Consider the following 9,339-nt stretch of genomic DNA (forward strand, 5'->3'; position numbering starts at 1 on the left):
ACATAAACGTCGTATATCTGAAAAAATAACCCTTTATCAACAAAATTGGGACGTAATCAAAAATGCTATTGCTGAGCACATCCGTGTTTTATTAGCGTACCCAAATTAGTTTTGTGCGAAACTCGTGTCCGAGCCTGATCTCGCGTGGTTGCAGCGGAATAGACTTCTGCACCACCTTCGCCGTCCGCCCCCGTCATGTATAGGGCAATACCCGATGAAAGTGTAGATTTGGCGTTCTTTCGCGCCACTTCGTTATAGGCAGTACGAAAACGCCGCACCATCACAGGCTTGCCGCTGCCGTCAGGTTTGAGAACAATTGCACCGGTTTGCTCGTCAACCAAGGGAATAACGAAACCAAAAATATTGATCAGAATAAAGGTATGCCAATCCATTAGCTCAATCGGCTTACCGGCGTTGCCTTTGATGTGTGGGATAACCTTATAGAAATTAAGTACATGCTGGGCGCGAGGCTGACTGAAATAAATTCCACGCTCTTCCCCGTTTTTCAGATCATCCAGAAAACGTAAACAAGCCAAGCGAACATATTCACATGCCAGCACTTCGCCAGACACTATGCGTTCGGCATAGCGGATACCATCATTAACTGTTGCCATTAATCCTCCCGTTGACTTAATAATGCCCCGAACGGATCGATGGTTTCCGCTTCGTTAACATTGACCTTTGAGCGGCTCGCTGGCGTCATTCCAAATTCAGCCTGCATCCTGCAAATACGCTTCCACGCATCGGCCATCATGGCAACTTGTGGATGAGGACGGATCATCACGCTGCCATCAGCCGAGGTGGTTTTGTAAGACTCTCCCTCCTGATCGATAACGTCACGGTGACGTCTCCACTCGATATAAGCACCCACCAACAATTCAAGCGCCATAGCATCAAGAATAGTCATCACTCCCATAGCTTCTAGGCGTTCGCCAAGAACTTTAAACCAGTAGCGTTCTTGCTTATTGAAATGTTTTGGTGTTGGGGGGATCCCTTTTTCGGGTTGTGGTTCATGTTTATTGATTGCCCTTTTTGAAGGGTTACCCCTGACCAAACGTAGATGGGTCGGGGTTTTCGGTGGCCCAGACATAATTTTAAATCCTATTAATTTGGTGGTTATGGATACCCATAAAAAGGTTTTCTAACCTGCGGCGATGTAAGAAAGGGAGGCCATCAGCTCCTAACCTGTTGTTTATATAGCGATTTTACCTCCCCCTCCTTTATTTTTTAACTTGACTGATTTAAAATTAATCATTATGATCTAACTTGAATCAATCATTAAGGGTAAATAACATGACTCAACAGGAAACTAGAGTGCTTACTGCTCACATTCCATTACCTTTGGCAGATAAAGTAGATTTAATGGCTACTCGTCTTGAGCGATCTAGAGGATGGATAATGAAACAAGCTCTCTCTGCTTGGATTGCTCAAGAAGAACAACGTGATAAATTTACTTTAGAAGCATTGGCTGAAGTAGATTCTAACCTCGTTATTAATCATGTTGATGTTCAAGCTTGGAGTGATAGTCTTTCCACAGAAAAGCCTTTGAAGGTACCTGTTTAATGGAGATAAAATGGACTCATAAAGCCGTTTCTGATTTGGCTTATTTATATGAATTTTTAGCACCAATAAATAAAAAAGCAGCAACGAATGTTGTGCAAGAACTAACTAAATCTCCATTGATGCTTTTAAATAATCCTCGAATAGGTGAACAACTTTTTCAGTTTGAGCCACAGGAGGTAAGAAGAATTTTTGTAAAAGATTACGAGATTCGTTATGAAATAAAAAATTCTATTATTTGTATTTTACGTTTATGGCATAGCCGACAAGATCGCTAGCGCTCATGTGCCGTCTTTTCTTTATGACAAGCGTGACAAATCGCTTGCAAATTGGTCTCGTCATCTGTGCCACCGAAGGCTTTTGCCTTAATGTGGTCAACGGCTTTAGCTTCGGTAGCAATCCCTTGTCGTAGGCACGTTTGGCAAAGGTACTTATCACGCTTAAGAATTTTAGCTCGAAGGATTTCCCAAGCACGTCCATAGCCCTGTTGCTGCCGCGTTCTACCGCGTTGGTGCTGAACCCAGCCTTCGTTTTTATGCTGCTCACAGTAGCCATATTGTGCTGTAGTAGTGTTGGGGCAGCCGTGTTTACGGCAAGGTTTCGGAATTCGGCTTGGCATTTTTGTCGTTTCCTGGAGGTTTTGGCAGCTCAGGCACTGGCATCCAGTGACTAGCGGTGCATGTTTTCCGGATACCTTGACAACAATCGGCATAATGAAATTGGCCATTACCCAAATAAACGCCAACTAGCTGACCTTTTGTATTGTTATTACAAATAAGCACTTTATCCTTAATCTCTGGCATGCGTTCTTTGGCTGTAATCCAATTCCAGCGCCGGACAGCTTCCGCCTTGCGCCTTTTTTGCCTTCGACTCCGTGCATTGATGACAGGATTTACCGATTTACCATATACAATAGTTGTCATAGTTATCCTTATTAATATTCTCTCTTTATCGTCATTTTTTGTGTAAATCTTTTAATGTTTCAGCCAAACACACTTGCCGCACATAGTCCTGCAAGCCGTTTATTTGCTGCTCTGCGATTTCAATTCGTCGTCTGAGAGTGAAATAATTCCGTTGAGCGGCGTGAGTAAATCTGGCGCGGGTTGCATCATCCAGGCTGGAGGGGCTGGTATTGGTGGACACACTGGGACAGATTGCTTTGACGTGCAACCGGCGACGACCATCAGCGACATCACGCTCAAGCTGCGCAATAAGGTTCTTGTCATTTTCAAGTTCTCGCGTGTGTCTGGAATCCAGCGCAGCAACGGTCTGTACTTGCTGGCTTAACTGCTCAAATGCAACCTGTTGTTTTTCCCTATCAGATACAGCAATCTTTCGTGCTTTTTCAGCGTGGTAATACAGTGTCCGGTAATACAGGGCTGTACCCAGCATTAAGGCAAGTAGTGCGGCGATAACAGGAAATTGCCACCGCATCATGCTGCCAGCCTGTGTTGCTCTTCAATCAAAGGTAGGCGATGATTTTTATCGAATATCCCCATTAACGTAGATTTACGCTGCTCGAAGTTCCATCCCATGGTAATGAATACTGTGTTAGCACGTTGTAGTTCGGTAACGCAGTGGATCTGTTCTGGCGTTAGATAGTCACGAATGGATTCTTTTTTACCAATATCATGATAGACGCGGAACTTGGCCGCCGTCATATCAAGCGCGATACGGTTAATCAGGTCGGCTTCGTTGCTGAAGTGATGCGGCGCAATCGTCTTTCCCTGTGCTTCGCGTTCATGTTTGATAGCGTCGGTCATCGGCTTGTATTCGAGGCGGGCGGTATTGCGATCCATCTTCTTGCTTGCTAATGCCTTTCGCATACGAAAGAAATCGGAAACAAGTTTCTTCTTGAATGCACGAACAATATCATTGTTGCGCATGTAGGTAATTAAGAGTGTAGTTTGCTGCTCATTAAGAAATGCAACACGAAGAGACCTGCCACCGCCTTGACTTCTTTCAACCATACGGATTTCAAATCCGAGTGACCCGAACTCTTCAAGATCGGCTTTGTTACGGTCAACGAGCTTGATAATGGTGTCATGATCTTTCTTAACACCCTCAGCAATTGCGATAGTATTCGCTACAAGATCAGATTTTTTAATTTCAACTAATTGCATCGTTTATTTCCTTTTAGTGATAGAGCCTCGTGCCCAGGAATAGCCAGCCCATGAGTAGGCGCGATGATTGCCACCGGCTATCCTCAAGGCTCTATCCCAAAAGGCTCATGGTTGATATGCACCGGGCATGGTGCGGTAGGGTGTTTTTGAACTGCTTGATTATTTCTTGATTTGAGGCTGATACTTTCCAGCCCAGACTTTGGCAACCTGTAGGCAATCGGCAAAAATCTTGCCTTTGGCGCTCGCTGCACGGCGGCGATAGTGTTCTAATGCGATATCTGCACTGATTCTGGCTACAGATTGCTCGTAACCCTGCTTAACAAGTTCAGTTACCACATGATTTTCAATGAATTCTATGTTGTTCATAATGATGGCTACTGTGCTTCCTTAAAAAGTTAACAACAATTGAGCTTCTTCAATTAAACCCTTAACCTTCTTCGTATGTGCTGCCTTAATATTTTTCCATTCACTCAATCCGGTACCGAATAAGCTAGCAATCGCCTTATCAGTTTTTAATTCAGCACATGCTGTATTAAGTTCCTGCATGATGCTACGTTCTGCTTTTTGAGTACGAGGATTAACGGCGATCCCTTTTGTCCAGTAGTCGTATAGAGCGTCATCGCATTCCTCTTGGTACTGAATCACCTTATCTCGAATTTCTGGCTTGACCTTGTTGGGATAGATGGTACGGAGCCACCCAGCAAGTTTGCGCAATGGAAGGCAAGCCATTTTTCTCTCCTTGCCATCAGAAGCAACTATAACGATTTCCGTTACAGTTGATTTAAAGCGTTGTTTTAACTTCTCTAATTGAGACTGCCAAGTCATCCCCATACCTTCAACAATGGGTTTCATTGGTACATGAGGCTCGCCATTGTGCTCAACAACGTAAAGCTCGGTGCCGTAAAATGTTGCAGTGATAGTCATGTTGTTCATTGGTGTTTACCTTCAAAAAAGAGACCTCAGATCACACGAACAGCCAGCCCCTGAGCACGCCAATTGCTGGCGTTCTCCAAGGTCGCTTTTGTGAATAGTCTCAGGGTTGTGTTGATATGCGCGCGTGAAGCGCAGGCGAAAAAAAGCCCCGCGAGATGCGAGGCCTATCGATTTTTGGTTTTCGGCTGGTACTTGCTTGCCCACACCTTGGCAATATGCAGGCAGTCGTCAAACATCTTGCCCCTGGCACTGGCCGAGGCACTACGGCGGTAATGCTCTACCGCCCTGTCTGCCCCCTTTAGAGCGACCGATTGCTCGTAGCCCTGCTTCACCAGTTCAGCGGCCACATGCTTTTCAATGAATGGCGTGTAGTCTTTCATGCTGCTTCCGGATCCTCGTCGGTATCGGGAAAGACGCCCAAATCTGGGATGGCTATTTGCGTCAATTGAAGAGCGAGTTTGGTCGCTTCCTTAATCGTCTTAATGTCACGTTTGCGTTGGGCGAGTAACCCGCTGCCTTTTTGTCCCCGATGCTTGAATGACTTTTTGTCAAATGCCGCTATCACATCGTGGAGCTTTTGCCCTGCAAGCTGAGTGAGATTGCTAACTTCAAGGCAGCCGACTTCAATACCTGATTCTTTTTCAGACAAATCCAACAACCAGATACGAAGGTCTTTGGCTACTGGTGTGCGGGACACCATGCCAATGAGGTGAGCACCGCGAGTAGAAAACAGGCGAACTTCTTTTGAGAGTCCTCCGTAAGTCATTGATTTATCCGAGACCGTCACTTTGGTCGTCATGTTCTCGGTAAATTCATCCTTATGGCGGTGAAAAATCTTGTTTACCTGCTTTACATCCTTGTACTCAAGCAAATCAGCAAGGTGTTCAGCAGTAAACCAGATTTTCCCATCACCGTTGTCGAACGGCACCACAGAGTGATTTTTAAACGTTAATGCTTTCATTGCGTTTACCTTTTCTATGAAATGAACCTTTGCCGCATAGGAAATCAGCCTATCGAGGCTCGCCAGCACTAACCGACTTCCTTAAAGGTTCATTTCAAATGATTCAGGTTCGATGTGATTATTTGCGCAACGGGGCGCTATTGGTGTGGAAAGCCTTGAACTATGCCAAGGCTCATTGAGTTGGATTGGTCAGTGCATTTGGGTTTAAACAAAGTTCTCGTTCTACTTTCCTACGGTTAATCAGCCCGTTTGATACTTTCCCTTCATCATATTTCCAGCGGCGCATCTGGTCACAGGCGCCCTGAATATCTCCGGCATTGAGCTTTTTAAGCAACGTTGAGCGAGAAAATGCGCCACTTCCAACATTGTAGACAAATGAAGCTAAAGCGGCTTTTTGGGTTGCAGTTAACGGAACTGTCACGTTGCGCTCAACCGTCTCTAGCGCATGATTCAAATCATCGCTGAGCAATGAGTCACACTCTGCTTTGGTGTATTGCTTGCTGTGAACAACATCGCCCGTATTGCCGTAGCATACTGTTGGCACGCCACCCCCCGTCTTTGTAAGGTTTATGTCTGATCCCTTCGTGCCACTGAATCAATATGGCGGCAATAGCCACTGTACCGCCTACTGTCGATGCAATTAAACGCTTTCTCAATGATGGATGCATTATTGTTTTGTCCTGAATCGGTATTCCTTGTGACGGTAGTACCAGTTCAGCCCAACGGTCAGCACTGAACAGATAATACCGGTAATCAATGCCCAATCACTGAGCGATAGGGCACCACATAGGAATGTCGTCGCACTGGCACCATAGGCCGTGCCGGTTGTGTATTTTTCAATGTTATTCATACGTAGCTTTATTTATTTTTGAGTGATAGGTGTTGCGTACTAAGGAACATTTGTTATACTGCCCCTTAGTACGCAACAAAATAAGTTTTTTTTATGATTAAAAGCTTTAAACACAAAGGATTACGACAATTTTTTGAAACAGGTTCAACTGCGGGCATCAATGCTAAACAGGCTAATAAAATACGTTTACGTTTGTCGGTTATCGATGCGGCGCATCATGTTAAAGATATAGACAGACCAGGCTACAGTCTCCACCCTCTAGCAGGTGATCGAAAAGGCCAATGGTCAATTGTTGTAACGGGTAACTGGCGAATTACTTTTGAGTTTATCGATGGTAATGCACACATTCTTAACTATGAGGATTACCACTAATGACTATGTTCAATCCACCGCACCCTGGGGAAATTATTGCAGAGACATTGGATAACCTAGATGTTGGTATCCGTGAATTGTCCAGAGCACTTCAGGTTGCACCTTCTACAACCCAGAGGCTAGTTAGCGGCAACGCTTCTGTATCACCTGAAATGGCAATTAAGTTGTCTGCTGTGTTAGGCGGATCTGCTAAATTTTGGCTTAACCTACAAGATAACTATAGTCTTTGGATGGCAGAACAAAAAGTGGACACAACTCAATTGCATCGGTTAGCGACCTTAATTTGAACTTTCATTGAAAAACAAGGATTTACTATGTGTAGTAATAAGTATTTACCTTTATGGGATCTTATTAAGATAAGGGTTTTTGAAAATCATAAAATTAGTGATTACAATTATAACCACAAAGATTATGAACATATCTGTATAAAAAATCGCGTAGCTCAAATATTTATTTTAGAAATAATTCTTAATGAATACAGGAAGAAACATGCAACTCTATTTGCTTCTTTAAGTGGCAGGGCAGCACTTCACCACTTAATTTTTAGCAAAACTAATTGGAAGCTAGAATACATACGTAATTTATCACTTGAAGATGTTCTATTTATTGTTAGTGACGAATTGGTAATCGACAAATTACCCACTGAAGCGAAAGAGTTTCTCAACACCTGTGAACTTTCAGAAAAAATGATTACTCTTGATTCATCTTTAGAAGCGGACTGGGATTCCAAGGAAATTGAAGTTTACTTGGCGCGAATGCGTTAGCAAAATACTTTATGGTCTCATCTATCTGCGAGAGCTGCTCAATCAACGCGGCTCTTTCCACTTTGAGTCGATTATAATGTGCTAAATACATTCGTTGCTGCCTTAACCAATCTTCAAGTTCTTCAGTACTTAAGTTCGGGTTAAAAAAATAGGGTTCTTTATTGTTCATGCTATACCTCTTATTTGGTTATTTTTAAAAATTATTGTCGTTACCTTAATGTCGTTTAATCCCCTTTTTTCTCAGAGCATCGCTGAATCGCGTTAAAGCAAATATCCCGCTTTTCTGTTGAGAGTGTGGCTGTCATTGCTTTTCGCCATACGGTCACGGCTCGGCGGTACAACCCTTTGCTTTCTAGCTTTGCAGCCGCTTCTGTGAGTTTCAGGTATTCTTTGGGAGCGGTGTATTCGAGATATTCGTTAATGACGACAACACATTTTCCACCTTTTACGCCGCCGTTATTGTTAATTTTCTCAACGGTCATTACGCGGACTTGGCTGTCATCGTTCCACACCTTGGCCCCAGTTAAAGAATCGAGCACGCCTTTGGAATAATTATCCACGTCACGTTTATTTTTGTTGGGGAGGTATAGCTTCATCGATACAGATACCTCACCATGAAATTTTTCATGACCGGCTTTCTCACGCAGTTCATCAACGATTTTTATCGTTTTTGCTTTGAAAGCTTTGGCTTTATCACTTAAGTAGGGGCGTTTTGAGTTATGTCGCCAATAGGTATTAACACTTGGCGGGAAAGGGAGTTCGATTATCATGCGTTATCGCCAATATTAAACGGGGAATTTTTTGTCTAAAAATTTCTGAAGTGAATGAATGATATTAATAGAGTGCCGCTCCCATCTGGGGCTATTCTTGTTTATATACCTCGTCGCGGAATTATACAAAAGAGCGGGAATGGCTATTATCACGAACAAAAACCTTATGGAAAAGTGTAAATATCTTCTCACATTAATCACCCTGTCATTATATGTTTTACGAATAAATTTTTTACCGTCTTGCTTTTAATAATTCTTTTCTTTGTACATAGGTTATTCTGCACCCAAGTTTTCTCCACGGTCGCCAGATGAACAACACGCTGCCCTTGCTGTTACCTGCTTTTCCTTCCTTCCCTGTTTCAGCGGAGATGAATGACAATCGGCCCTCAGTGATAAATCGCGCTTCATGAGAAGTTTTTATTGCTTCCTGAAACCATGACGTAGACGTATCGGAAGGGAGTAACATCACTATCGTTTGATTCTGCCTTCGGTGTTGTTCGGCGGCTTTTTTCACCCAAGGCATAATCTTGCTGTATGGTGGATTGCAGAAAATGGCCCCTTCGCTATTCCAGTCGCAGGTCAGTGCATCTTGTTGTTCAGTAAGCGTGTTGCTTAATAGTGAAATAAGGGTGTTTCGGTGATTGAAGTAAATTTTACGCTGTTCTGAGATGGAAATTCCAAAGACCTGCGCTAAGGAGTAAGAAGGTATCATCAATAAAGGGTCTACGATTCCGTAAAATTTGGGTCATGCAACCGAGGCGCTTGATACCCGCGATGGCGTGTTCAACTGTAATACGGATGCCCGAGATTATTTTATTTTCTTGTTTTTGTTCAGGCGATAAAGGTCTTTTTCGAGTTCCTTTTTTTGGGATTTGTGTATTAGGATGCTGTTTATCTATACCTTGAAAACCGGTATCTGCCCAGATGGTTACCTCAGGAGGAATATGGCGAATTATATCGACTTTATCGAGTAAGCGTTTATCGTGACGGCGCCCATTTTTGCTCA

18 protein-coding genes and 2 pseudogenes are annotated in these 9,339 nt (G+C 43.5%); 5 read left to right on the plus strand and 15 right to left on the minus strand.

What is annotated here, in order from left to right:
* Positions 1-128: 128 nt before the first annotated feature.
* Positions 129-614: pseudogene (locus CBG25_RS00975) on the minus strand (terminase large subunit); the annotation flags it as partial.
* Positions 614-1,090, minus strand: coding sequence for a phage terminase small subunit P27 family (locus CBG25_RS00980; RefSeq protein ID WP_290603865.1), 477 nt, complete (start codon positions 1,088-1,090; stop codon positions 614-616). The gene CBG25_RS00980 and the pseudogene CBG25_RS00975, both read right to left, overlap by 1 nt.
* Positions 1,091-1,293: 203 nt before the next feature.
* Here CBG25_RS00980 and CBG25_RS00985 point away from each other — a divergent pair, with 203 nt between their 5' ends.
* Positions 1,294-1,563, plus strand: coding sequence for a ribbon-helix-helix domain-containing protein (locus tag CBG25_RS00985; protein ID WP_290603867.1), 270 nt, complete (start codon positions 1,294-1,296; stop codon positions 1,561-1,563).
* Entirely contained in the window at positions 1,563-1,838 is a 276-nt protein-coding gene (locus CBG25_RS00990; protein ID WP_290603869.1) for a type II toxin-antitoxin system RelE/ParE family toxin, read from the plus strand. Before CBG25_RS00985 ends, CBG25_RS00990 begins: the two co-directional genes overlap by 1 nt.
* On the opposite strand, the gene CBG25_RS00995 is transcribed toward CBG25_RS00990, so the two are convergent.
* The 10 genes and pseudogenes from CBG25_RS00995 to CBG25_RS01040 all read right to left on the minus strand — a co-directional run bounded on the left by CBG25_RS00995 (position 1,835) and on the right by CBG25_RS01040 (position 6,427).
* Entirely contained in the window at positions 1,835-2,179 is a 345-nt protein-coding gene (locus tag CBG25_RS00995; protein ID WP_290603871.1) for an HNH endonuclease, read from the minus strand. The two genes, CBG25_RS00990 and CBG25_RS00995, sit on opposite strands and share 4 nt — an antisense overlap.
* On the minus strand, positions 2,148-2,483 hold the full coding sequence (locus CBG25_RS01000) for a DUF551 domain-containing protein (protein ID WP_290603873.1): 336 nt from the start codon (positions 2,481-2,483) through the stop codon (positions 2,148-2,150). Before CBG25_RS01000 ends, CBG25_RS00995 begins: the two co-directional genes overlap by 32 nt.
* A 31-nt stretch (positions 2,484-2,514) precedes the next feature.
* On the minus strand, positions 2,515-2,997 hold the full coding sequence (locus CBG25_RS01005; protein WP_290603875.1) for a lysis protein: 483 nt from the start codon (positions 2,995-2,997) through the stop codon (positions 2,515-2,517).
* Positions 2,994-3,683 carry a Rha family transcriptional regulator gene (locus CBG25_RS01010; RefSeq protein WP_290603877.1) on the minus strand — a complete coding sequence of 230 codons (690 nt, stop codon included), beginning with the start codon at positions 3,681-3,683 and terminating at the stop codon, positions 2,994-2,996. Before CBG25_RS01010 ends, CBG25_RS01005 begins: the two co-directional genes overlap by 4 nt.
* Before the next feature lie 159 nt (positions 3,684-3,842).
* Positions 3,843-4,049 (minus strand): hypothetical protein, encoded by a 207-nt coding sequence (locus CBG25_RS01015; protein ID WP_290603878.1) that lies wholly within the window; start codon positions 4,047-4,049, stop codon positions 3,843-3,845.
* A 21-nt stretch (positions 4,050-4,070) separates the two neighbouring features.
* Positions 4,071-4,616 (minus strand): phage antirepressor N-terminal domain-containing protein, encoded by a 546-nt coding sequence (locus CBG25_RS01020; RefSeq protein ID WP_290603880.1) that lies wholly within the window; start codon positions 4,614-4,616, stop codon positions 4,071-4,073.
* Positions 4,617-4,780: 164 nt separating this feature from the next.
* Positions 4,781-4,996: a hypothetical protein gene (locus CBG25_RS01025; protein WP_290603882.1), complete on the minus strand. Its 216-nt coding sequence runs from the start codon at positions 4,994-4,996 to the stop codon at positions 4,781-4,783.
* Positions 4,993-5,646 (minus strand): BRO family protein, encoded by a 654-nt coding sequence (locus CBG25_RS01030; protein WP_290603884.1) that lies wholly within the window; start codon positions 5,644-5,646, stop codon positions 4,993-4,995. Before CBG25_RS01030 ends, CBG25_RS01025 begins: the two co-directional genes overlap by 4 nt.
* A gap of 103 nt (positions 5,647-5,749) precedes the next feature.
* Positions 5,750-6,245, minus strand: a pseudogene (locus CBG25_RS01035) (lysozyme).
* The gene (locus CBG25_RS01040) at positions 6,245-6,427 is read right to left on the minus strand and encodes a phage holin family protein (protein WP_290603885.1); all 183 of its coding nucleotides are present in this window, start codon (positions 6,425-6,427) and stop codon (positions 6,245-6,247) included. Before CBG25_RS01040 ends, CBG25_RS01035 begins: the two are co-directional and overlap by 1 nt.
* A gap of 93 nt (positions 6,428-6,520) precedes the next feature.
* Between CBG25_RS01040 and CBG25_RS01045 the strand changes: the two genes are divergently transcribed.
* The 3 genes from CBG25_RS01045 to CBG25_RS01055 are packed head-to-tail and all read left to right on the plus strand — an operon-like array spanning position 6,521 to position 7,563.
* Complete coding sequence (locus tag CBG25_RS01045; RefSeq protein ID WP_290603887.1) at positions 6,521-6,799, plus strand: type II toxin-antitoxin system RelE/ParE family toxin; 279 nt, start codon at positions 6,521-6,523, stop codon at positions 6,797-6,799.
* On the plus strand, positions 6,799-7,086 hold the full coding sequence (locus CBG25_RS01050) for a HigA family addiction module antitoxin (protein WP_290603889.1): 288 nt from the start codon (positions 6,799-6,801) through the stop codon (positions 7,084-7,086). The genes CBG25_RS01045 and CBG25_RS01050 overlap by 1 nt, the downstream gene beginning before the upstream one ends.
* Before the next feature lie 27 nt (positions 7,087-7,113).
* A complete protein-coding gene (locus CBG25_RS01055) occupies positions 7,114-7,563 on the plus strand; it encodes a hypothetical protein (RefSeq protein WP_290603891.1) in 450 nt (149 codons plus the stop codon).
* A 224-nt stretch (positions 7,564-7,787) separates the two neighbouring features.
* On the opposite strand, the gene CBG25_RS01060 is transcribed toward CBG25_RS01055, so the two are convergent.
* The 3 genes from CBG25_RS01060 to CBG25_RS01070 form a co-directional block, all read right to left on the minus strand.
* Positions 7,788-8,333 (minus strand): ANR family transcriptional regulator, encoded by a 546-nt coding sequence (locus CBG25_RS01060; protein ID WP_290603892.1) that lies wholly within the window; start codon positions 8,331-8,333, stop codon positions 7,788-7,790.
* Positions 8,334-8,565: 232 nt separating this feature from the next.
* Positions 8,566-9,045 (minus strand): phage N-6-adenine-methyltransferase, encoded by a 480-nt coding sequence (locus tag CBG25_RS01065; protein WP_290603894.1) that lies wholly within the window; start codon positions 9,043-9,045, stop codon positions 8,566-8,568.
* On the minus strand, positions 8,987-9,339 hold a 353-nt coding region (locus CBG25_RS01070), incomplete at its 5' end, for a transposase family protein (RefSeq protein WP_290603898.1). The genes CBG25_RS01065 and CBG25_RS01070, both read right to left, overlap by 59 nt.

Source organism: Arsenophonus sp. ENCA, assembly GCF_002287155.1.
Taxonomy (GTDB): domain Bacteria; phylum Pseudomonadota; class Gammaproteobacteria; order Enterobacterales; family Enterobacteriaceae; genus Arsenophonus; species Arsenophonus nilaparvatae.

Bases quoted from the DNA above. Each gene is read 5' to 3' on its own strand.
- CBG25_RS00980 (WP_290603865.1), bottom strand. From the start codon at position 1,090: ATGTCTGGGCCACCGAAAACCCCGACCCATCTACGTTTGGTCAGGGGT.
- CBG25_RS00985 (WP_290603867.1), top strand. From the start codon at position 1,294: ATGACTCAACAGGAAACTAGAGTGCTTACTGCTCACATTCCATTACCT.
- CBG25_RS00990 (WP_290603869.1), top strand. From the start codon at position 1,563: ATGGAGATAAAATGGACTCATAAAGCCGTTTCTGATTTGGCTTATTTA.
- CBG25_RS00995 (WP_290603871.1), bottom strand. From the start codon at position 2,179: ATGCCAAGCCGAATTCCGAAACCTTGCCGTAAACACGGCTGCCCCAAC.
- CBG25_RS01000 (WP_290603873.1), bottom strand. From the start codon at position 2,483: ATGACAACTATTGTATATGGTAAATCGGTAAATCCTGTCATCAATGCA.
- CBG25_RS01005 (WP_290603875.1), bottom strand. From the start codon at position 2,997: ATGATGCGGTGGCAATTTCCTGTTATCGCCGCACTACTTGCCTTAATG.
- CBG25_RS01010 (WP_290603877.1), bottom strand. From the start codon at position 3,683: ATGCAATTAGTTGAAATTAAAAAATCTGATCTTGTAGCGAATACTATC.
- CBG25_RS01015 (WP_290603878.1), bottom strand. From the start codon at position 4,049: ATGAACAACATAGAATTCATTGAAAATCATGTGGTAACTGAACTTGTT.
- CBG25_RS01020 (WP_290603880.1), bottom strand. From the start codon at position 4,616: ATGAACAACATGACTATCACTGCAACATTTTACGGCACCGAGCTTTAC.
- CBG25_RS01025 (WP_290603882.1), bottom strand. From the start codon at position 4,996: ATGAAAGACTACACGCCATTCATTGAAAAGCATGTGGCCGCTGAACTG.
- CBG25_RS01040 (WP_290603885.1), bottom strand. From the start codon at position 6,427: ATGAATAACATTGAAAAATACACAACCGGCACGGCCTATGGTGCCAGT.
- CBG25_RS01045 (WP_290603887.1), top strand. From the start codon at position 6,521: ATGATTAAAAGCTTTAAACACAAAGGATTACGACAATTTTTTGAAACA.
- CBG25_RS01050 (WP_290603889.1), top strand. From the start codon at position 6,799: ATGACTATGTTCAATCCACCGCACCCTGGGGAAATTATTGCAGAGACA.
- CBG25_RS01055 (WP_290603891.1), top strand. From the start codon at position 7,114: ATGTGTAGTAATAAGTATTTACCTTTATGGGATCTTATTAAGATAAGG.
- CBG25_RS01060 (WP_290603892.1), bottom strand. From the start codon at position 8,333: ATGATAATCGAACTCCCTTTCCCGCCAAGTGTTAATACCTATTGGCGA.
- CBG25_RS01065 (WP_290603894.1), bottom strand. From the start codon at position 9,045: ATGATACCTTCTTACTCCTTAGCGCAGGTCTTTGGAATTTCCATCTCA.